This is a genomic window from Mycobacterium sp. 4858 (assembly GCF_900240975.1).
In the GTDB taxonomy this organism is placed as follows: domain Bacteria; phylum Actinomycetota; class Actinomycetes; order Mycobacteriales; family Mycobacteriaceae; genus Mycobacterium.
Map to the genome: position 1 here is coordinate 1,253,557 of NZ_LT968775.1, position 21,254 is coordinate 1,274,810.

A 21,254-nucleotide genomic window follows, 5' to 3' on the forward strand; every position below is an offset into this window, starting at 1 on the left:
ACGGCCGCAACGCGGTGACCGCTATCAGGTCCGGCGCACCATGCCGACGATCCAGAGCAGGATCAGCGACCCCAGCAGCGCGGTGAAGAAGGTGAAGATCAGGCCCCCACCGGCGGTGTTGACGAAGAAGCTCAGGATGAAGCCGCCGATCAATGCGCCGATGATGCCGATCACGATGTCCATCAGGATGCCGGCGCCGCTGCCCCGGATGATCTTGCTGGCGAGCGCACCGGCCAGACCGCCGATGATGATGTAGCCGATGATGCCGACGCTCGTGAACGTTGTTGAGCGTGCCAGATATTCGGTAGCTGCCATGACGTCCATGCGGGTCTCCTTATCGCTGGCAAAGCCCAGCTAGTTGCTGGGCCGTCACTTCGGTATACCCGCTTTGCGTAACGGAAAAGGGTCCGATTCGGAGACGGTTAGCCCATCAACCTGACGCCCGGGCCGTCAGGCCGATTGCGTCCGCTGGGGTATCGGGGCGGCGGTCGGGCTGACCTCCCCGGCCGGCGCCGGGGCCGGAGCGGGCGCTCCGGGAGCCGGGGCTGCGGGGGCCGGGGCTCCCGGAACCGGTTGGGCGCCCGGGGCAGCCGGCGCGGCCGGCGCCGCCCAGGGCTGGATCGACTCGGCCAGCGCCTTGGCCGCAACCTTGTCCACCGGGTCGTTGGCCGTCCCGAGCCACACCACGAACCAGCGCTGCGGCGGTCCGGCGTTGGGCGAACTCGCCGCCGGCAACCCGACGACGCCCGTCCAGATCTGCCCGTTGGGCTTGGACGCGTCGCTGAACTTGACCTCGTAGTACGACGCGCTGCCGGTGATGCCATTGGCCCCGGTGAGCGGGGTCGCCTCCTGGTTGATCCGGGTGCCCGGATACGGCAGGAAGAATTCACCCATGTCCGAGCCCAGCCGCACCGCGGCCTTGGCGTTGTTGGCTTCGGCGCTGGCGTAGAGCTTCTGGTCCAGACGGCCCATCACGATGCGGGTGTCGTTGGCGACGGGTGGCGGCTGGTCTGGCAGCGGCGGCTGCCCGGTCGTCTTGCTCAGCAGCGCTGAGCCGTAGTCGAGGTGGGAGGCGTCCGACTCCACCCAGCCCGGCGGCAGGACGTAGCTGAAGCCGCCGACGGCGTTGGCCACCCGGCCGGCGTTCGGGTCGACGGGAGGCGGCGGCGGTGCGTTCGGATCGGCCGGCGGCGGGGGCGGTGCCGCCCCGCCGCCGGCGGCGGGACCGGCCGCCGGCGGCGGGGCGGTCGTCGTGGTCGGCGGCACCGGGGTCGGGACCTCCGGGTCGGCGTACGACGTCGCCGGCAATGCGATCGTGACGGCGCTGGCGCTGGTCACCGTGGCTATCGCCAGCGTCGCCCACAGGCCTTTGCGACGTGTCGAGTTGGGCTCCACCTGATCCATGGCGACGAACCTACCGTGTTACCGCTGTGACGCAAGGAGCCTTGCGGACAATTGCTGCGCCGTTTTGCCGATGTTGCCGACGCGCAACCCGCCGGCGGCCGGGCGGTCTCGGCCACCCCCTCAATTCGCCGCCGGATACAAGGTCACCTCGTGGGCTTTCACCGAGAACCACACCCTTTCGCCGGGCGCCAGCCGCAGCTCGGATGCGGCGTCGACGGTGATCTCCGCGGCCAGACCGGGGGCCCCATCGGATTGCTGCTCCCCGCGCACCAGGACCGCCGACCCGCGAATGTCCAGCTCCGCGATCGTCACCTCGACAGTGTTGCGTGGGCTGCCGTGCGGTTGCTCCCGATAAACCGCCACCGCCGTGGGTGGGAAGACCGCGATCGCGTTGCGCCCCGGGGCGAGGTCTGCACCCCTGTCGTGCGCGGCGGCCGCGTGCCAGCGGGCACCGGTGCGCGCGTGCAGGGACGCGTCGGGGGCGACGGTCCCGCTGACGAGGTTGATGCCCGCGATGCGCGCCCCGAAGTGGCTGCGCGGCGCCGTGAGCACGTCGGAGACCGGGCCGATCTCGGCGATCGCGCCCGCCTCGAGCACCAGCACCCGGTCGGCCAGCGTGAACACGTCCAGCAGGTCATGCGTGACCAGCACGACCGCGCAGCCGGTGCGGCTGACGACGCGGCGCAACACCGCGCGGATCCCCGCGGCCGCGGCGACGTCGAGACCCGCCAGCGGCTCGTCGAGCAGCAGTACGTTCGGCTCGGCGGCCAGCGCCCGCGCGATCGCCACCCGTTGGGCCTGGCCGCCGGACAGCCGGCGCGCCTTGCGGTCGGCGAGCCACTCGGCGTCCACCTCGCGCAGCCAGCGCAGCGCGGTGGCGTTCGCCTCGCCCCGAGTGGGGCGAAGGTGCCCGCGTCGACTGTGCGGCCCGAATGCCACGTTGGCGGCGACGCTCATGTGTGGGAACAACAACGGCTCCTGCAACAGCAGGCCGACACGGCGATCGTGGGTGGCCACGTCGACCCCGGCCACGGTGTCGGTGAGCACCCGATCCCCTACCCGGACCAACCCGTGATCTGGGCGGATCAGCCCCGCGATCACATGCAGCACGGTGGACTTCCCCGCGCCGTTGGGCCCGAGGACCGCCAACACCTCGCCCGCGGACACGGCGAACTCCACGTCCAAATCGCGGTCGGCCACGACGGCGCGCAACTGCACTTCACTCATGGCCGCGGCTGCCCCGCTTCGGCCCCGGCCAGGCGGTGCGCGCCCATCCCCAACACCACCAGCGCCGCCACGGCCACCAACAGGATCGACAACGCCACCGCCGCGTCGGCGTCGCTCACCCGCTGCAGATAAATCTCCAGGGGCAGCGTGCGGGTGACTCCCTGACGGGACCCGGCGAAGGTCAGCGTCGCACCGAACTCCCCCAGCGAACGGGCGAACGCCAGTACCGTCCCCGACATCAGGCCGGGCAGCAGCAGCGGCAGGGTGACCCGCCACCAGACGGTGCTGGGCCGGGCCCCCAGGGTCGCCGCCACCACCTCGAAGTCGGCGCCCGCGGTGCGTGCGGCTCCCTCCAGGGAGATCACCAGAAACGGCAGCGAGACGAAGGTCTGCGCCAACACCACGGCGGCGGTGCTGAACGCGATGCTGATGCCGGCCGCTTCGAGGTAGCGACCGAGCAAGCCGAACCGGCCGAACGCGTAGAGCAGTGCGATCCCGCCGACCACCGGCGGCAGCACCAGCGGCAGCAGGATCAACGGCCGCAGCAGCCGCACCGGGCGCGCGGTGCTGCGGGCCAGCACCAGCGCCATGGGCACCCCCAGCAGCACGCACAGCGCGGTGCTGGCGGCCGCGGTCTTGAGGCTGAGGAACAGGGCCGTCTGCGACGACGAACTGGTGATCAACGACCAGAAATTGGGCCAGTCGACCTTGACCGCGATGGCCAGCAGCGGCAGCACGACGAACACGGTCCCCACGCCGGCGGGGACGTAGACCCACCGGGGCAGATCCGTCGGCCGGTGCACGGTTCAGGGCTTGGCGAAGCCCGACCGGGCGAGGATGTCCTGACCGGCCGCACCGGTCACCATGGCCACGAACCGTTGCGCCAGCGTTGGTTGCGGTGCGTGTTTCAGCACCGCGATCGGATAGCGGTTCACCGCGCCGGCGGCCTCCGGGAAGCTCACGGTTGTCACCTTGTTTCCGGCGCCGCGGGCGTCGGTGACGTACACCAGCCCGGCGTCCGCCTGCCCGGTGGTGACCTTGTTGAGGACGTCCGTCACGCTCGGCTCCTCGCTCACCGGGTGCAGGCGCACCCCGGTGCTGTCTTCGACCCGTTGGGTCGCCGATCCACACGGCACGGGCTGCTGGCAGACCACCACGCCCAGCCCGGGCCTGGCAAGGTCCGAGAAGGATCCGACCCTTTTGGGGTTGCCGGGCGCGGTGACGATCACCAGCGTGTTGGAGGCGAAGTTGGTCGGGTCGCCGGCGAGCAGGCCGGCTTTGGCGACCGTGTTCATCTGCGCGGTGTCCGCCGATGCGAAGACGTCGGCGGTCGCGCCCTGGGTCAACTGGGTGGCCAGCTCCGAGGAACCGGCGAACTCGAATTCGACGTCGGTGCCGGCATTTTGGGCTTTGAACTGCGCGCTGAGCTGAGTGAACGCGGACTTCAGCGAGGCCGCGGCGAACACCAGGAGCTTCCCCGAGCCGCCAGCGGGCTGGGACGGGGGTTTCGAACCGCATCCGACCAGGCCCACGGCCAGCGCCACCGAAACCGCACCGGCCAGCATCCCGATCCGCCGCATGCGTGCACCCTAACCCGCCGACGATGCGGCCCGCTTCCCGGCTTTATCGGCGCAAAAAAGTGACGGCCGAATAGTTATCCAAATGATCCGCGCGTCGCGACGGCAACAATTTCGCCGACTAGCTACTGTCCAGTAACATCTAGGCAGATTGATGCCATAACGCGCTGAGATCCCAGGCAGGTCCCCCGCAGCGGCCCCGTGGTTGGCCCGCGGAGCCGCCAGGGTCTGGGTTCAACGTTGAACACGAGGAGGTCATGGCAGTGGAGGTGTTGGTCACCGGCGGAGACACCGAACTGGGGCGCACAGTGGGCGAACGCTTCCGCGATGACGGTCACAAGGTGACCCTCGTGGGCGCGCGGCGCAGCGAGCTGGAGATCGCCGCCAAGGAATTGGACGTGGACGCCATCGTGTGCGACACCACCGACCCGGCGAGCCTGACCGAGGCCCGCAGCTTGTTCCCCCACCACCTCGACACCATCGTCAACGTGCCGGCGCCCTCCCGGGACGCCGGCGACCCGCGCACCTATTCCATCGCCGACACGGCGAACGCCTGGCGGCATGCCTTGGACGCGACCGTGCTCTCGGCGGTGCTGACGGTGCAGACCGTGGGCGATCACCTGCGCTCGGGCGGCTCCATCATCAGCGTGGTGCCCGAGAACGCGACGGCCGGCAGCCTCGACGCGGCGATCAAAGCGACGCTGTCGAATTGGGTCGCCGGACAGGCGACCGTCTTCGGCACCCGGGGTATCACCGTCAACGTCGTCGCCGGCGGACGCAGCGTCCAGCCGGGTTACGACGGCCTGTCCCGCACGCCCCCGTCGGTCGCCGACGAGGTCGCTCGCCTGGCGTTGTTCCTGACCACCCCGGCGGCCCGCCACATCACCGGCCAGACCCTGCACGTCAGCCACGGCGCGCTCGCGCAATTCGGCTGAGGGCGTAATTCGGCGGCGAGCCGTATCGTGCCGCGCGGAGCCGCACTACGGTAGACCGCGTGGCTATTCGACTCGGTCTGCAGATTCCCAACTTTTCCTACGGCACCGGGGTGGAGGAGCTCTTCCCCACCGTTCTGGCCCAGGCCCGCGAGGCCGAAGCGGCCGGCTTCGACTCGGTCTTCGTGATGGACCACTTCTACCAACTGCCCATGCTGGGAGATCCGGACCAGCCGATGCTGGAGGCCTACACCGCGTTGGGCGCGCTGGCCACCGCCACCGAACGAGTTCAGTTGGGCACCTTGGTAACCGGGAACACCTACCGCAACCCGGCGCTGCTGGCGAAGACCATCACCACGCTCGATGTGGTGAGCCAGGGTCGCGCGATCCTGGGCATCGGCGCCGGGTGGTTCGAACTGGAACACGACCAACTGGGCTTCGAATTCGGCACCTTCACCGACAGGTTCAACCGGCTTGAGGAGGCGCTGCAGATCATTTTGCCGATGATCAAGGGCGAGCGTCCGACCTTCGAGGGCAAGTGGTATCGCGTGCGCGAGGCAATGGCGAATCCCCGCTTCCGCGACCACATTCCGCTGATGATCGGCGGTAGCGGGGAGAAGAAGACGATTCCGCTGGCGGCACGCCACTTCGACCACCTCAACGTGATCGCCGGATTCGACGAGCTGCCAGGCAAGTTGGAGGTGGTGCGGCGGCGCTGCGAGGAGGTCGATCGTGACCCGGCGACGCTGGAAACCAGCACGCTGACCACGGTGCTCGTCGACGAGAACACGAGACCCGATCAGATCCCCGCCGAGATGACGCAGCGCATGGTGGTCGGCAGCCCCGACTCGGTCGCAGACCAGCTCAAGACCAAGGTGGTGGACGCCGGCATCGACGGCCTGATCATCAACCTGCCCTTCTACACCCCCGGCGTGATCAGCGCCGTCGGCGAAGCGCTGCGCCCGGTCGTCGGCCTGTAGCTCCCGCCCGCGTGGGGTCGCGGATTGTTCGGGCGGCGGTAATACTTCCCTGTAGCAGCGTTTACCTGCGCCACAACGGCGCAGCGCGGAAGAGGGCCGGGAGCAGGCCATGAAGAAACGAGCCCTGGCGGCGGTCGCGGCCGGCGTAGCATTCGCCGCGCCCCCGCTCGCGCATGCCGACAACAACTGGATCGCCATGGCGATCTCGGACTCCACCGGCCGCATCAACATCGCCGACGGAGCGGCCAACCAGGGCGCGGCCGAGAAGGCGGTCATGGACACGTGCCGCAAGAGCATCAGCGACTGCCGCCTGCTGGCGAGCGGCGACGGCGGGTGCCTGGCGCTCGCCGTCAACGCGGCCAAATCGCGATACTTCGGTGGCTGGGGCCCGACCCGCGAAGAGGCGGAGGCCGCGGCGCTGGCGCGCGCGCCGGGCGGAACGATCCAACCGGGCCACGACCACTGCGCCGGGGAAGGCTCCAGCCAATAACGACGGCGCCGCCGCCGGGTGGACTGACGTCCCTGATAGTTACGCCACAGTGCCGGTCGCCCACCAGGCATTTCGGCTCGGAACACCGTTAGTGTTGCAAACAACACATGCGTATCAATTAGGTTTCCGGGTACCCGCCTGACTAGCGTTGTGGCTAACTGCAGTCGCGTGTCCAAAAGCCCCCGTCAGGAGCAGCGGAAACATGAGCCCCCCACCAGAAACCACAGCTGGAACCGAACGTCGCCACCAGGTCGTCATCATCGGTTCGGGATTCGGTGGACTCAACGCGGCAAAGAAACTCAAGCACGCCGACGTCGACATCAAGCTGATCGCGCGCACCACCCACCACCTGTTCCAGCCGTTGCTGTATCAGGTGGCGACGGGCATCGTGTCCGAGGGCGACATCGCCCCGCCCACCCGTGTCATCCTGCGCAGGCAGCGCAACGTCCAGGTGCTGCTCGGCGACGTCACGCACATCGATCTGGCCAGGAAGTTCGTCGTCTCCGATTTGCTCGGCCACACATACGAAACCCCTTACGACAGCTTGATTATCGCCGCGGGCGCGGGACAGTCGTACTTCGGCAACGACCACTTCGCCGAGTTCGCGCCCGGGATGAAATCGATCGACGACGCGCTGGAGGTGCGCGGACGGATCCTGAGCGCGTTCGAACAGGCCGAGCGGTCCCGTGATCCGGAACGACGCGCCAAGCTGCTGACCTTCACCGTCATCGGCGCCGGCCCCACCGGCGTCGAAATGGCCGGGCAGATCGCGGAATTGGCGGCCCACACGCTGAAGGGCTCGTTCCGCGGCATCGACTCCACCAAGGCGCGAGTGATCCTGCTCGACGCCGCCCCCGCCGTGCTCCCGCCGTTCGGCGACAAGCTGGGCATGCGGGCGCGCGCCCGGTTGGAGAAGATGGGCGTGGAGATCCAGCTCGGCGCGATGGTCACCGACGTCGACCGCAACGGCATCACCGTGAAGGACGCCGACGGGACCGTCCGGCGCATCGAGTCCGCCTGCAAGGTGTGGTCCGCCGGCGTGCAGGCCAGTGGGCTCGGCCGCGACCTCGCCGAGCAGTCCTCGGTGGAGCTTGACCGGGCCGGGCGGGTCAAGGTGCTACCGGATCTGTCCGTCCCGGGGCACCCGAACGTGTTCGTCGTCGGCGACATGGCGGCCGTCGAGGGCGTTCCGGGCGTGGCCCAGGGCGCGATCCAGGGCGCCAAGTACGTCGCCAACACGCTCAAAGCCGAACTCGGCGGGGCCGATCCGGCCGAGCGTGAGCCGTTCCAGTATTTCGACAAGGGCTCCATGGCCACCGTTTCGCGGTTCTCGGCGGTGGCCAAGATCGGTCCCCTGGAGTTCAGCGGCTTCATCGCCTGGCTGATGTGGTTGGTGCTGCACCTGGTTTACCTGGTCGGATTCAAGACCAAGGTCAGCACGCTGCTGTCGTGGACGGTGACCTTCCTGAGCACCCGGCGCGGCCAGCTGACCATCACCGAACAGCAGGCATTCGCCCGCACCCGTCTCGAGCAACTCGCGGTGCTCGCGGCGGAAGCCAAACGGCCGGCCACCGCCAAACGCGCCAGCTAGCCACCCAGCCGGTCGGCCTGCCACGTACTCAGCAGGCCGCCGCCGGCCAGCGACAGCACGGTCGCACCGGCGGCGACCGGCGTGTCCGGGAAAGCCGTTTCGGGGTAGCGCAATTCGTGGATCGACGCACGAGGCGCCGCGATGATGTCATCGGCCGGCGATCCGGCACCCAGCTCCACGCGGTGGCGCAGCAGTGGCCGACCGTCACAGTCGGCGCGCAGGGATCCCGACCAAAAGCCGTGGCGCTCGTCGTATCTGCCGACCTGCACCCGCTCCCGAAAGCGCACCTGGGCGCCGTCGCGCAAGCAGAAGTCGGCGCCGGACACGTGGCGGGCGTCGGCGGCGACCACCGTCGGCTCCAAATCGATGTCGAGACTTCCAGTCACTGTCACGTCCCAATGGGCATGCGAGGTAGGAACATTGGCTCCGGGCAACGCCACGGTGGCGGCGGCGCTGCGGAGTCTTAGGCGGGCACCGCCTTCGACGATGACGCGGAAGTCGATGCTGTCGCCACCCAATGGCGTGGCGGCCGCCGACACGAGATGGACGGTATCGGGCGCGGTGCAGCGGGCGGCCACGGCGCCGGCGCACTCGATGCGCGGTAGCCGGTTCGGATACGCGACCACCAGGACCCGCGACCGCATCACACGGTGGCCGCCTCGCGCAATTGCGCGCGGACCCAGGCCAGCACCTGCGAGGCAGCAGGGTCGTCGGTGAGGGACTGCAACACCGTCGGTCGACCGCCGCGCACCGCGTTGGCGTCGTCGGCCATCACCTGCAGGTCGGCTCCGACGAGCGGTGCCAGGTCAGTCTTGTTGACTACCAACAGGTCCGAGTAGGTCACCCCGGGGCCGCCCTTGCGCGGCACCTTGTCGCCGCCGGCGACGTCGACGACAAAGATCTGCACGTCCACCAAACCGGAGGAGAAGGTGGCCGTCAGGTTGTCACCGCCGGACTCGACCAGGATGAGGTCCAGGTGATCGTGCGCGGCGATCAGATCGTCGATCGCGTCGAGGTTGGCGGTGATGTCGTCGCGGATCGCGGTGTGCGGGCACCCACCGGTCTGCACGGCCGCGATCCGGTTGTCCGGCAACACCGCATGCCTGCGCAGGAAGTCGGCGTCCTCGGTGGTGTAGATGTCGTTGGTCAGCACCGCCAGCGACAGCTCGTCGCGCAGCTGCCGGCACAGCGCGGCGACCAGCGCCGTCTTGCCCGAGCCGACCGGGCCGCCGACGCCGATGCGCAGCGGCTCCCCCGGTTGCCGGACCCGTCGCGGCCGCTCGACGTGTGTATGGCTGTGTGTGTGCAGATGTGTTGACATGCGGGGCCTTTCAGAACATGACCGAAGACCGGACGCGCCGGCCGGCCGTGCGCGAATTTGCAGTCGCTGCCCAAGAAGGTACCTCGTGCGATCAGTCATCCGGTCTTCAGGACACGAAGAGCGGACGTTCCCGTTCAGCGTGGCGTTGCGCGAGCGTGTCGAGCAACGGGTCGGACAAGTCGGCCAGCCCGGCGGCCGCCTCGGTGGCGGTGCGCTCGCACAGGTCCGCCAGCCGAAACGTGCACGCGGCAACCTCGGCCGGGTCCAGAGCAAGCAGCCGCTGGGCGGCCGTCGCCGAGCCGGTCATCGTGGTGTAGGTGATCGCCAGGGCGGTCTGCTCGGGGACCAGCCCGCTCACGGCGCCCACCCGCCCCGCCGCGACGGGCAGGTGGGGCTGGGCGCCGAGGTCGTCCCAGCGGGCGTCCGGCCAGACCCGCCGCGCCAGCCGCGCCAGCCCGCGGCCCTGGCTGCGCGATGCTTCCCGGGCGGCCGGGGCCGGCGTGCGGGCATCGGTCTCCCGGTCGGCCGCATCGGGATTCAGCTCGCCGCGGTGGACCGCCGCCGCGATCGACGCGAAGACCAGCCCGGAGGTGCGAATCCGGCGGCGCAGGAAGGCTTCCAACGTATCCAGGTTGGTCACCAGGCCGCTGGTGACCGCCTCCTCCACGCCGCCCGAGTGCACGTGGGCGCCGGCCGGCAGTCGGGAATCGGCCAGGGCGAGCAGCGTCGCGAGTGCGGACATGGGCCGTCAGAACAGGAAGTAGCGTTGCGCCATCGGCAGTTCGGCCGGCGGGTCCTCCTGCCAGACCTCGCCGTCGATCCGCACGGTGAACGTGTCCGGGTCCACTTCGATGTCGGGCAGCGCGTCGTTGAGCGGCAGGTCCGCCTTGCCGAGCCCGGTGGTGTTCCGAACGGGGGACAGCCGCCGGGTGACCGCGAGCCGCTCGGCCAGGCCGGCCTCGATCGCTTGCGGCGCAACGAAATGCACGGACGTCGTGGCCGCGGCTGCCGGGGCGGCCCCGAACATCGGGCGCGGAAGCACCGGCTGGGGCGTCGGGATCGACGCGTTGGCGTCCCCCATCGCCGCCCACGCGAGCATGCCGCCCTTGAGCACCGCGTGCGGGCGGACCCCGAAGAACGGGGGTTCCCACAGCACCAGATCCGCGAGCTTGCCCACCTCCACGGAGCCGACCTCGTGGTCGAGGCCGTGGGCGATCGCCGGGCAGATGGTGTATTTCGCGACGTAGCGTCGTGCCCGCAGATTGTCGGCCGCACCGTCGCCGGGCAGCGCGCCGCGGCGGCGCTTCATCACATGGGCGGTCTGCCAGGTGCGCAGCACCACCTCCCCGATGCGGCCCATCGCCTGTGAGTCGCTGCCGATCATCGAGATCGCGCCGATATCGTGCAGCAGGTCTTCCGCCGCCATGGTCGACGGCCGAATCCGGCTCTCGGCGAAGGCCAGGTCCTCGGGCACCTGGGGATTGAGGTGATGGCAGACCATCAGCATGTCCAGGTGCTCGTCGAGGGTGTTACGCGTATGCGGCCGAGTCGGATTGGTCGAGCTGGGCAACACATTGCGCTTGCCCGCGACGGTGATGATGTCGGGCGCGTGGCCGCCACCGGCGCCCTCGGTGTGATAGGTGTGGATCGACCGCCCCGCGATCGCGGCCAGGGTGTCTTCGACGAACCCCATCTCGTTGAGGGTATCGGTGTGCAGCGCCACCTGGACGCCGGCGGCGTCGGCAACGGTGAGGCAGGCGTCGATCGCCGCCGGCGTGGACCCCCAGTCCTCGTGCAGCTTGAAACCCGAAGCGCCGCCGCGCAATTGCTCCCACAGCCCTTCGGCGCTGACCGTGTTCCCCTTGCCCAGCAGTGCGAAGTTCACCGGCCAGCCGTCGAGCGCCTCCAGCATCCTGGCCAGGTGCCATGCGCCCGGGGTCACGGTGGTGGCCTTGGTGCCCTCGGCCGGCCCGGTGCCGCCGCCGATGATCGTGGTGATCCCGGCGCCGAGCGCCTCGGCCATGAGCTGCGGGCAGATCAGGTGCACGTGGCAGTCGATGGCGCCCGCGGTGACGATCCGGCCATTGCCGGCGATGACCTCGGTCGACGGCCCGACGACCAGGTCCGGGTGCACCCCCGTCATGGTGTCGGGGTTGCCCGCCTTGCCGATCGCCGAGATGCGGCCGTCACGAATCCCAATGTCGGCCTTGATGATTCCCCAGTGGTCGATGATGACCGCACCGGTGATCACCGTGTCGGGTGCGCCCTCGGCCCGGGTGGCGCGTCCCTGGCCCATCGACTCGCGCAGCACCTTGCCGCCGCCGAACACCGCCTCGTCACCGGCCAGCCCCGGTCCCCCGCTGCGGTCTTCGGTGATCTCCACCAGAAGGTCGGTGTCGGCCAGCCGGATCCGGTCACCGGCGGTGGGGCCGAAAAGCTGGGCGTAGCGTTCTCGCGACACGCTCGACATCAGGCGTCGAGCCGTCCGGGCGGGGTCAGGCTCAGGCCATGCACTTCGCGGCGGCCGCGCAGTGGGACCAGCCGGACCTGTTGGGCCACACCGGGTTCGAATCGCACGGCGGTTGCCGCCGGAATGTCCAGCCGGTAGCCGTGGGCGGCGGCGCGGTCGAACGAGAGCGCCGCATTGGCCTGCGGAAGGTGCACGTGGCTGCCGACCTGTACCGGCCGGTCACCGGTGTTGACGATCCGCAGCTCGATCCGCTCCGCGCCCGCGTTGATGTCGATATCGCCGCTGCCGTAGAGGATTTCGCCGGGAATCATGGGATCGGGTGGTGGACGGTGACCAGTTTGGTGCCGTCGGGGAACGTCGCTTCCACCTGGACGTCGGACAGCATCTCCGGCACCCCCTCCATCACGTCGTCGCGGCTGAGCACCCCGCAGCCGCTGGCCATCAGCTCGGCGACGGTGCGGCCGTCGCGCGCGCCTTCGAGAATGTGGTCGGTGATGATGGCAACCGCCTCCGGATGATTCAGCCGCAGGCCCCGGGCACGACGGCGACGTGCCAGTTCGGCGGCGTAGGACAACAGCAATCGCTCTTGTTCGTGCGGCGTCAGGAGCACGCTCTGGAATCCTGCCACGGCGCCCGGGGGCGTGACCGCCCGGCCACGCTCGACGCCGGTTCGCCTACGCCTCGAGGTTCTGCAGCCGCACCTGGCCCCGGGCGACCACCCGGTCGTCGGCGTCGGTGATGGTGACCAGCCACAGCTGTTGGCGCCGGCCGCGGTGGATCGGTTCGGCTTTGCCGTACACCATGCCCGAGCCGATGGAACGGAGAAAGTCGGTGTTGTTGTTGACTCCCACGACGTTGCCTCCGCCGCGGGTGGCGAGCCAGGTGTAGGCGGCCACGCTGGCCATGCTCTCGATGATCGAGCAGTAGACGCCGCCGTGCACCAGGCCCATCGGCTGCAACAACTTGGGGGTGACCTCGAGCTCGGCGCGGGCGCCGTCGGGACCGAGTTCGGTGAATCGCAGCCCGATCTCCTGGTCGAAGGGCGCGGTGAAATCCGTCGAAATGGTCGTCTCCGGAGGCTGTGGCACGTTCTGTGTCTACACCATCGTCCCTTGAAACGGCTGAGCCCCGTGCCGTTGGGCACGGGGCTCGCCGATCGAGTAGACCGGGGGTCACTGCAGCCCTCAGGACTCTGCCGCGGTCGCTGTTCGCTCGACTCGGTTAGCATAGGCAAGGCTGCCCTAATTTCGCAAGCTCTCGTTTGGTGGCGGGTTGAGCAGCTCCGGTACGACCGTCGGTAGTAAACCGGGAGTACGATGTTGTCGACGCTCAGGAGAGAACGCACTATGGCGAAACTGACCCGGCTGGGGGATCTGGAGCGCGCCGTGATGGACCATCTGTGGTCCACGCCGGAACCTCAAACGGTCCGCCAGGTACACGACGCACTGTCGGCGCGACGCGACCTTGCCTACACGACGATCATGACCGTGCTGCAAAGGCTGGCCAAAAAGAATCTGGTTTCCCAGATCCGCGACGACCGCGCGCACCGGTACGCACCCGTGCACGGCCGCGACGAACTGGTCGCCGGGCTGATGGTCGACGCGCTGTCCCAGGCAGAGGATTCCGGCGGCAGGCAGGCCGCACTGGTCCATTTCGTCGAGCGGGTGGGCGCCGACGAGGCGGACGCGCTGCGGCGCGCGCTCGCCGAACTGGAAACCAATCACCGCAATAACGTGTCATCTGCTGGCGCGTCGACGGAGGACTGAGGGAGACTGACAGCGTGTCCGCGCTGGCCTTCACCATCCTCGCGGTGCTGCTGGTCGGTCCGGTGCCGGCCCTGTTGGCACGCGCGAGCTGGCCGCTGCGCGCGCCGCGCGCCGCGATGGTGTTGTGGCAGGCCGTCGCGCTGGCCGCGGTCCTCTCCGCCTTCAGCGCCGGCATCGCGATCGCCACGCGGCTGCTGATGCCCGGTCCCGACGGGCGGCCCACCGCCAGCATCCTCGGCGACGCGGGTCGGCTGGGGTGGCCGCTGTGGGCGGCATACATCGGCGTATTCGCGTTGACCGTGCTGGTCGGAGCCCGATTGATGGTCGCCGTGGTCCGGGTGGCCATCGCGAATCGGCGGCGGCGGGCCCATCACCGCATGGTGGTGGATCTGGTCGGCGTCGGCCACGAGGCGACGCTCCCCCAGCCCTGCGCCCGCACGCGCGACCTGCGCGTGTTGGACGTTCCGCAGCCGCTCGCCTACTGCCTGCCCGGCGTGCGCAGCCGGGTGGTGGTCAGTGAGGGCGCGCTCAACACCCTCGCCGACGCCGAGGTCGCGGCGATCCTCACCCACGAGCGCGCGCATCTGCGGGCCCGCCACGACCTCGTTCTGGAGGCCTTCACCGCGGTGCACGCCGCGTTCCCGCGGCTGGTGCGCAGCGCCAACGCGCTCGGCGCGGTGCAGCTGCTCGTCGAACTGCTCGCCGACGACGCCGCCGTGCGCGCGGAAGGCCGCGCTCCGTTGGCGCGGGCCCTGGTCGCGTGCGCGGCGGGGCACGCGCCGTCGGGTGCGCTGGCCGCGGGCGGTACCAGCACCGTGGTCCGCGTGCGCCGGTTGTGCGGGTGTGGCAACAGCCTGGCGCTGTCGGCGGCCGCATACCTGGCCGCGGTCGCCGTGTTCGTGGTGCCCACCGTCGCGCTCGCCGTTCCGTGGCTCACCGAGCTGCGGCGGCTGTTCAACCTCTGAACCAAGGCGGAGCCATCACCGCGGGCGGGCGCATGTCCGCTGTGCCACAGTGTGACGGAAAGCTTTTCGGCAACGTTCTGAAGACTTGAGAGGCGAAGACATGGGTTCGTCGGACGATTCACCAACCGCTACCGCGCAAATCGGTGTCACCGGCCTGGCGGTGATGGGGTCGAACATCGCGCGCAATTTCGCCCGGCACGGCTACACCGTGGCGCTGCACAACCGGTCTGTCGCCAAGACCGACGCGTTGCTCAAAGAGCACGGTGACGAGGGCACATTCGTGCGGTCGGAGACCATCGCGGAATTCCTGGCCGCCCTGGAGAAGCCGCGCCGCGTGCTCATCATGGTCAAGGCCGGCGACCCCACCGACGCCGTCATCAACGAGCTCGCCGACGCCATGGAGGAAGGCGACATCATCATCGACGGCGGCAACGCTCTCTACACCGACACCATTCGCCGCGAGAAGGCGATGCGGGAGCGCGGGCTGCACTTCGTCGGCGCCGGAATCTCCGGTGGCGAGGAGGGCGCGCTCAACGGCCCGTCGATCATGCCCGGCGGCCCCGCCGAGTCCTACAAGTCGCTGGGCCCGTTGCTCGAGGAGATCTCCGCCCACGTCGACGGCGTTCCGTGCTGCACGCACATCGGCCCCGACGGCGCGGGCCACTTCGTCAAGATGGTGCACAACGGCATCGAGTACTCGGACATGCAGCTCATCGGCGAGGCTTACCAGCTGCTGCGCGACGGTCTCGGCAAGACCGCCGGGCAGATCGCCGACGTCTTCGACGAGTGGAACTCCGGCGACCTGGACAGCTTCCTGGTCGAGATCACCGCGCAGGTGTTGCGCCAGACCGACGCGAAAACCGGCAAGCCTCTCGTCGACGTCATCCTCGACGAGGCCGAGCAGAAGGGCACCGGCCGCTGGACCGTGAAGTCCGCCCTCGACCTCGGCGTCCCGGTCACCGGCATCGCCGAGGCCGTGTTCGCCCGCGCGCTGTCGGGTTCGGTGACCCAGCGCAAGGCCACGACCGGGCTGGCCTCGGGAGAATTGGGCCGGAAGCCGGATGACAACCAGCAATTCACCGAGGACATCGGGCAGGCCCTGTACGCGTCCAAGATCATCGCGTATGCGCAGGGCTTCAACCAGATCCAGGCCGGCAGCGCCGAATACGACTGGGGCATCACCCCGGGCGATCTGGCCACCATCTGGCGCGGCGGATGCATCATCCGGGCGAAGTTCCTCAACCGCATCAAAGAGGCGTTCGACGAGGACCCCGACCTGCCGACGCTGATCGTCGCCCCCTACTTCCGCAGCGCGATCGAGGCCGCGATCGACGGCTGGCGGCGCGTCGTCGTGACCGCCACGCAGCTGGGCATCCCCGTTCCTGGCTTCTCCTCCGCGCTGTCCTACTACGACGCCCTGCGCACCGAGCGCCTCCCCGCGGCGCTGACCCAGGGGCTGCGGGACTTCTTCGGCGCGCACACCTATGGCCGCATCGACGACGACCCGGACAAGCGTTTCCACACGCTGTGGAGCGGCGACCACAGCGAAGTGCCCGCTTAGGCATAACGGGGTACACGCACTGCGATGAGATTCCTGGACGGGCATGGACCCGGGTACGACCTGACCTACAACGACGTCTTCGTCATGCCGAACCGGTCGGAGGTCGCGTCACGCTTCGATGTCGACCTGTCCACCAGCGACGGCTCGGGCACCACCATCCCGGTGGTGGTCGCGAACATGACCGCGGTGGCCGGGCGCCGGATGGCCGAGACGGTGGCGCGGCGGGGCGGGCTGGTCGTCCTGCCGCAGGACATCCCGATCACCGCGGTGCAGCAGACGGTGGAGTTCGTCAAGAGCCGCGATCTGGTGCTCGACACCCCGGTGGTGCTGGCGCCGGAGGATTCGGTCTCCGATGCCACCGCGCTGATCCACAAGCGCGCGCACGGGGTCGCCGTCGTCGTCTTCGAGGGCCGGCCGATGGGGCTGGTGAGCGAATCGAGCTGCCTCGGTGTGGACCGCTTCACCAGGGTGCGCGACGTCGCCAGCACCGATTTCGTCACGGCCCCGGTCGGCACCGAGCCGCGCAAGGTCTTCGACCTGCTCGAGCACGCCCCGATCGGGGTCGCGGTGGTGACGAACGCCGACGGCACGCTGGCGGGGGTGCTGACCCGCACCGGGGCGGGGCGGACCGGGCTCTACACCCCGGCGGTCGACGCCCGCGGGGGTTTGCGGGGGGGCGCGGCCGTCGGCATCAACGGCGACGTGGGGGCCAAGGCGCGTTCCCTGGCCGAGGCGGGTGTCGACGTGCTGGTCATCGATACCGCACACGGGCACCAGGTCAAGACGCTCGACGCGATCCGCACGGTCGCATCGCTCGAGCTCGGGGTGCCGCTGGTGGCGGGCAACGTCGTCTCCGCCGAAGGCACCCGCGATCTGCTGGGCGCCGGGGCGAACATCGTCAAGGTCGGCGTGGGTCCCGGGGCGATGTGCACCACCCGGATGATGACCGCGGTGGGGCGCCCGCAATTCTCGGCCGTGGTCGAATGTGCCTCGGCGGCAAGGCAATTGGGCGGACATGTCTGGGCCGACGGCGGCGTCCGGCATCCGCGGGACGTCGCCTTGGCCCTGGTCGCCGGGGCGTCCAACGTGATGATCGGGTCGTGGTTCGCCGGGACCTACGAATCGCCCGGTGACCTGATGCGCGACCGCGACGACCAGCCCTACAAGGAGAGCTACGGCATGGCGTCCAAGCGCGCGGTGGTGGCCCGCAGCGGCGCCGACACCGCGTTCGACCGCGCCCGCAAAGCGCTGTTCGAGGAGGGCATTTCGACGTCGCGCATGGGGCTCGACCCGGACCGCGGCGGAGTCGAGGACCTGATCGACCACATCACCTCGGGCGTGCGCAGCACCTGCACCTACGTCGGCGCGGCGAACCTGACCGAACTCTACGAGCGGGCCGTCGTCGGCGTGCAGTCCGCCGCGGGCTTCGCCGAGGGCCATCCGCTGCCGCTCGGCTGGTGAGCCGCCGCGTCGCCCACGCCGCTCATGCGTCGGGGGTCGGGCGTTCCAGCGCGTATAGCGACATGCGCCGGTTCGTCGTGTCGTGCTCGCCGAGGAACGCGCATCCGACGGCCTCGCACAGTCGGCGCGCCGCGGTGTTGCGGTGATCGGGATCGAACATGATCCGGCGGCAACGCGGCTCCACCGAGAAGACGCTGGCGATGATCCGCGGCAGGAGCGCCAGGCCCAGCCCCCGGTTCACCAGGGCCGGGTCGGCGATGGCGGCGTGCACCCCCACGTCGTAGGGTCCGGCGTCGTAATACTGCGAAATGAGATCCTTTGCGCCCCAATATATTTCGAGGTATGCGCAATCGGCGCCGCCGATGCTCCCGAGCAGCGGCAGCGAGTACGTCCCGTCGAGTTGTGCGCCGAGATGCCGCTCCCAGCGGGGCGTCGGCCAGTCGTATTCCCAGGCCGCCGCCAGGTGCGGACGGTTCATCCATTCCGACACCATGGCCGCGTCCGCGCGCTCCGCGACGCGCAACGCGAAAGGCGGATCCAGCCCGGGAAGCGGGGGCCGGGCGATGCTTGCGATCTCCTCGGCGAGGTCGAGGCGCTCGCGGGGCAGGATCTGGGCCGATCGGGCTTCGGGTGGGGCTTCGGACGCCATAGTGCGCCCAGCCTAGCGGGGTAAGGTTAGGCAACCCATAGTCGGGTCGGCCGCCGTGTGGCAGGACGCACCCCGAAGCGGTGGTCGGCCGCGGGCGGGAGCCACCCGGCTACCATAAATCAGCAACGACGGAGGCGACCGCGTCCGCACCGGCTCCAGGCAGTGAAGGGATCGACGTGCCGCAGGCACCCATGCAGGCCATGGGCTTTCGGGCGCGGCGGTCGTCGGACGAATCCCCCGATGCGGAGCCTTCCCGAACGGCCCGTCGGCCGGCGGGCGGCGGTGATTCATGAACGCCACCGTCACCGTGATCAGCGTTGTGGCCATCGCCCTGCTCATCTTCGGCAACGCCGTCTTCGTCGCCGCCGAGTTCTCGCTGACGACGCTGGACCGCAGCGCAGTCGAGGCCAACGCCCGCGGCGGCGGCCGTCGTGACCGCGCGATCCGGCGCGCGCACCACAAGTTGTCGTTTCAGCTGTCCGGCGCCCAACTCGGCATCTCCGCCACCACTTTGGCGGCCGGTTACCTGACCGATCCGATGCTGGCCAACCTGCCGCACCCGTGGTTCGACGCGATCGGGATTTCCGACCGGGTGGCCGACGCCATCATGGCGTTGCTGGCTCTGGTCGTCGTCACCTCGGTGTCGATGGTGTTCGGCGAGCTGGTCCCCAAATACCTGGCCCTCGCCCGGCCGCTGTCCACCGCGCGGGCCGTGGTCGGCGTTCAGCTGCTGTTCTCGACGCTGTTCACCCCGGCGATCCGGCTGACGAACGGCGTGGCGAACTGGATCGTCCGCCAGCTGGGCATCGAGCCCGCCGAGGAGCTGCGCTCGGCTCGGTCGCCGCAGGAACTGATCTCGTTGGTGCGCTCGTCGGCGCGCAGCGGCTCCCTGGATGCGGCCACCGCGTCGCTGGTACGGCGCTCGCTGCAGTTCGGCGCCCTGACCGCCGAGGAACTGATGACCCCCCGGTCGAAGATCGTGGCGCTGCAGACCGACGACACCGTCGCCGACCTGGTGGCCGCGGCCGCGGAGTCGGGGTACTCCCGCTTCCCGATCGTCGACGGCGACCTCGACGAAACCGTCGGCATCGTGCACGTCAAGCAGGTGCTCGCGATTCCGGCGGCCGACCGGGCGCGCACGCCGCTGACCACGGTGGCGCAGCCCGTGCCCGTGGTGCCCTCGACGCTGGACGGCGACGCGGTCATGGCCGAGATCCGCGGCAACAGCCTGCAGACCGCGATGGTCGTGGACGAATACGGCGGCACCGCGGGCATGGTGACCGTCGAGGACCTGATCGAAGAGATCGTCGGCGACGTCCGGGACGAACACGACGACGCCACCCCCGACGTGGTGGCGGCCGGCACCGGCTGGCGCGTCTCCGGTCTGCTGCGCATCGACGAGGTCGCCACGGCCACCGGCTTCCGGGCCCCGGAGGGACCCTACGAGACCATCGGCGGGCTGGCACTGCGCGAATTCGGCCACATCCCGGTGGCCGGCGAGACGGTGAAGCTGCCCGCGCTGGACGCCGACGGGCTGCTGGACACCTCGCTGCGCTGGCAAGCGACGGTGATCCGGATGGACGGTCGCCGGATCGACCTGTTGGAGCTGAACGAGCTGCGCGGCCACGGCGAGGGCCCGGCAGGGGGCACGCCATGAGCGATCCCATGGGCGTCTTCCTGGCGATCCTGCTGATCGGCGTCAACGCCTTCTTCGTCGGGGCGGAATTCTCGTTGATCTCGGCCCGGCGCGACCGCCTCGAGGCGCTGGCCGAGCAGGGCAAGGCGCGGGCGGTCACCGTCATGCGTGCCGGCGAGCAGCTGCCTGCGATGCTGGCCGGCGCCCAGCTGGGAGTCACGGCCGCCTCGCTGCTGCTCGGGCGCATCGGTGAGTCGGCGGTCTCCAACCTGCTGCGCTCCGCGTTGGGGCTGACCGGTATTCCGCCGGCCCTGCTGCACACGTTGTCGTTCGCGATCGCGTTGGCGATCGTGGTCACGCTGCACGTGCTGCTCGGCGAGATGGTGCCCAAGAACATCGCGCTGGCCGGCCCCGAGCGAACGGCGATGCTGCTGGTGCCGCCCTACCTCGCCTACGTGCGGGCCGCCCGGCCGTTCATCGTGTTCTACAACAAGTGCGCCAGCGTCGTGGTGCGCGCGCTGGGCGTGGAACCCAAGGAAGAGCTCGAGATCACCGTCTCCCCCGTCGAGCTGAGCGAGATGATCGCCGAATCGGAGTCCCAGGGCCTGCTGGACCCCGAGGAGCACACCCGGCTGACCCGGGCGCTGCAGATCCGCACCCGGGTGGTCGGCGATGTGGCGGTCCCGCTCGAGGACGTCCACGCGGTGCCGGTGGCCAGGGCGGGCAGCGGCCCGACCGTCGGCGCCGTCGAGCAGGCCCTGGCCCAGACCGGCTACTCGCGGTTCCCCGTCGCGAACGTCAACGGCGACTTCATCGGCTACCTGCACATCAAGGACATGCTGACCCTCGGCGACGACCCGCTCACGGTGATCGACCTGGCGATGGTGCGCCCCCTTCCCCGGCTGCCCAAGTCGCTGCCGCTGGCCGACGCGTTGTCGCGGATGCGCCGCAGCAACAGCCATCTGGCGCTGGTGACCGACGCCGGCGGCGACGTGGTCGCGATGGTGGCGATGGAAGACCTGGTCGAGGACCTCGTCGGCACGATGCGCGACGCGTAAGGGTCACCGGTCTCCCGGTTGGGCAATGCCCAGCCCGTATGATTTTCAGAGGCTGCCAGTCAAGAAAGTGCTGGAGGGCGCGGGATTCCCGGCGCGTTGATGCGTTGCTGGAATTCGATCCCCTGGCTCGCCGCGGCGGCATGGTTTTCAGCTAGCAGCGCGGCCT

23 protein-coding genes are annotated in these 21,254 nt (G+C 69.7%); 10 read left to right on the forward strand and 13 right to left on the reverse strand.

The window, feature by feature from the left end; translation table 11 throughout:
* Window positions 1-24: 24 nt before the first annotated feature.
* The 5 genes from C1737_RS05900 to modA all read right to left on the reverse strand — a co-directional run bounded on the left by C1737_RS05900 (window position 25) and on the right by modA (window position 4,211).
* Window positions 25-324 (reverse strand): GlsB/YeaQ/YmgE family stress response membrane protein, encoded by a 300-nt coding sequence (locus C1737_RS05900; protein ID WP_067760758.1) that lies wholly within the window; start codon window positions 322-324, stop codon window positions 25-27.
* A 126-nt stretch (window positions 325-450) separates the two neighbouring features.
* Entirely contained in the window at window positions 451-1,404 is a 954-nt protein-coding gene (locus tag C1737_RS05905; RefSeq protein WP_102417487.1) for an alanine and proline-rich secreted protein Apa, read from the reverse strand.
* A gap of 120 nt (window positions 1,405-1,524) precedes the next feature.
* On the reverse strand, window positions 1,525-2,631 hold the full coding sequence (locus tag C1737_RS05910; RefSeq protein WP_102417488.1) for a sulfate/molybdate ABC transporter ATP-binding protein: 1,107 nt from the start codon (window positions 2,629-2,631) through the stop codon (window positions 1,525-1,527).
* A complete protein-coding gene (locus C1737_RS05915; protein WP_102417489.1) occupies window positions 2,628-3,434 on the reverse strand; it encodes an ABC transporter permease in 807 nt (268 codons plus the stop codon). Before C1737_RS05915 ends, C1737_RS05910 begins: the two co-directional genes overlap by 4 nt.
* A 3-nt stretch (window positions 3,435-3,437) precedes the next feature.
* A complete protein-coding gene (modA, locus tag C1737_RS05920; protein WP_067916668.1) occupies window positions 3,438-4,211 on the reverse strand; it encodes a molybdate ABC transporter substrate-binding protein in 774 nt (257 codons plus the stop codon).
* A 254-nt stretch (window positions 4,212-4,465) separates the two neighbouring features.
* On the opposite strand from modA, the gene C1737_RS05925 reads away from it, so the two are divergent.
* From C1737_RS05925 to C1737_RS05940, 4 genes are all read left to right on the forward strand, one after another.
* Entirely contained in the window at window positions 4,466-5,143 is a 678-nt protein-coding gene (locus C1737_RS05925; protein ID WP_102417490.1) for an SDR family oxidoreductase, read from the forward strand.
* 59 nt (window positions 5,144-5,202) lie between these two features.
* On the forward strand, window positions 5,203-6,120 hold the full coding sequence (locus C1737_RS05930; RefSeq protein ID WP_102417491.1) for an LLM class F420-dependent oxidoreductase: 918 nt from the start codon (window positions 5,203-5,205) through the stop codon (window positions 6,118-6,120).
* Between the two features lie 109 nt (window positions 6,121-6,229).
* Window positions 6,230-6,610 carry a DUF4189 domain-containing protein gene (locus C1737_RS05935; RefSeq protein ID WP_067916674.1) on the forward strand — a complete coding sequence of 127 codons (381 nt, stop codon included), beginning with the start codon at window positions 6,230-6,232 and terminating at the stop codon, window positions 6,608-6,610.
* 202 nt (window positions 6,611-6,812) lie between these two features.
* Entirely contained in the window at window positions 6,813-8,201 is a 1,389-nt protein-coding gene (locus C1737_RS05940) for an NAD(P)/FAD-dependent oxidoreductase (protein WP_068093916.1), read from the forward strand.
* Here the strand turns inward: C1737_RS05940 and C1737_RS05945 are convergent.
* The 7 genes from C1737_RS05945 to C1737_RS05975 form a co-directional block, all read right to left on the reverse strand.
* The gene (locus tag C1737_RS05945) at window positions 8,198-8,845 is read right to left on the reverse strand and encodes an urease accessory protein UreD (protein ID WP_102417492.1); all 648 of its coding nucleotides are present in this window, start codon (window positions 8,843-8,845) and stop codon (window positions 8,198-8,200) included. The genes C1737_RS05940 and C1737_RS05945 overlap by 4 nt on opposite strands.
* Window positions 8,845-9,522: an urease accessory protein UreG gene (gene ureG / locus C1737_RS05950; RefSeq protein WP_067921567.1), complete on the reverse strand. Its 678-nt coding sequence runs from the start codon at window positions 9,520-9,522 to the stop codon at window positions 8,845-8,847. The genes C1737_RS05945 and ureG overlap by 1 nt, the downstream gene beginning before the upstream one ends.
* Window positions 9,523-9,628: 106 nt before the next feature.
* Window positions 9,629-10,264: an urease accessory protein UreF gene (locus tag C1737_RS05955; protein ID WP_102417493.1), complete on the reverse strand. Its 636-nt coding sequence runs from the start codon at window positions 10,262-10,264 to the stop codon at window positions 9,629-9,631.
* A 6-nt stretch (window positions 10,265-10,270) separates the two neighbouring features.
* Entirely contained in the window at window positions 10,271-11,992 is a 1,722-nt protein-coding gene (locus C1737_RS05960) for an urease subunit alpha (protein ID WP_102417494.1), read from the reverse strand.
* Window positions 11,992-12,303: an urease subunit beta gene (locus C1737_RS05965; RefSeq protein ID WP_102417495.1), complete on the reverse strand. Its 312-nt coding sequence runs from the start codon at window positions 12,301-12,303 to the stop codon at window positions 11,992-11,994. Before C1737_RS05965 ends, C1737_RS05960 begins: the two co-directional genes overlap by 1 nt.
* Window positions 12,300-12,602: an urease subunit gamma gene (locus C1737_RS05970; RefSeq protein ID WP_067921573.1), complete on the reverse strand. Its 303-nt coding sequence runs from the start codon at window positions 12,600-12,602 to the stop codon at window positions 12,300-12,302. The genes C1737_RS05965 and C1737_RS05970 overlap by 4 nt, the downstream gene beginning before the upstream one ends.
* A 64-nt stretch (window positions 12,603-12,666) precedes the next feature.
* On the reverse strand, window positions 12,667-13,080 hold the full coding sequence (locus tag C1737_RS05975; protein ID WP_067921562.1) for a PaaI family thioesterase: 414 nt from the start codon (window positions 13,078-13,080) through the stop codon (window positions 12,667-12,669).
* A gap of 258 nt (window positions 13,081-13,338) precedes the next feature.
* On the opposite strand from C1737_RS05975, the gene C1737_RS05980 reads away from it, so the two are divergent.
* The 4 genes from C1737_RS05980 (at window position 13,339) to C1737_RS05995 (ending at window position 17,745) form a co-directional block, all read left to right on the forward strand.
* Window positions 13,339-13,758 (forward strand): BlaI/MecI/CopY family transcriptional regulator, encoded by a 420-nt coding sequence (locus C1737_RS05980; RefSeq protein WP_067921560.1) that lies wholly within the window; start codon window positions 13,339-13,341, stop codon window positions 13,756-13,758.
* Window positions 13,759-13,772: 14 nt separating this feature from the next.
* Window positions 13,773-14,723, forward strand: coding sequence for a M56 family metallopeptidase (locus tag C1737_RS05985; RefSeq protein ID WP_102417496.1), 951 nt, complete (start codon window positions 13,773-13,775; stop codon window positions 14,721-14,723).
* A 100-nt stretch (window positions 14,724-14,823) separates the two neighbouring features.
* Window positions 14,824-16,284, forward strand: a complete 1,461-nt coding sequence (gene gndA / locus C1737_RS05990) for an NADP-dependent phosphogluconate dehydrogenase (protein WP_102417497.1) — start codon at window positions 14,824-14,826, stop codon at window positions 16,282-16,284.
* 24 nt (window positions 16,285-16,308) lie between these two features.
* Entirely contained in the window at window positions 16,309-17,745 is a 1,437-nt protein-coding gene (locus tag C1737_RS05995) for a GuaB1 family IMP dehydrogenase-related protein (protein ID WP_102417498.1), read from the forward strand.
* 22 nt (window positions 17,746-17,767) lie between these two features.
* On the opposite strand, the gene C1737_RS06000 is transcribed toward C1737_RS05995, so the two are convergent.
* Window positions 17,768-18,394 carry a GNAT family N-acetyltransferase gene (locus C1737_RS06000; protein WP_067921549.1) on the reverse strand — a complete coding sequence of 209 codons (627 nt, stop codon included), beginning with the start codon at window positions 18,392-18,394 and terminating at the stop codon, window positions 17,768-17,770.
* A gap of 289 nt (window positions 18,395-18,683) precedes the next feature.
* Between C1737_RS06000 and C1737_RS06005 the strand changes: the two genes are divergently transcribed.
* Both C1737_RS06005 and C1737_RS06010 read left to right on the forward strand, forming a co-directional pair.
* A complete protein-coding gene (locus C1737_RS06005) occupies window positions 18,684-20,051 on the forward strand; it encodes a hemolysin family protein (protein WP_102417499.1) in 1,368 nt (455 codons plus the stop codon).
* Window positions 20,048-21,088: a hemolysin family protein gene (locus C1737_RS06010; RefSeq protein WP_102417500.1), complete on the forward strand. Its 1,041-nt coding sequence runs from the start codon at window positions 20,048-20,050 to the stop codon at window positions 21,086-21,088. The genes C1737_RS06005 and C1737_RS06010 overlap by 4 nt, the downstream gene beginning before the upstream one ends.
* Window positions 21,089-21,254: the final 166 nt, after the last annotated feature.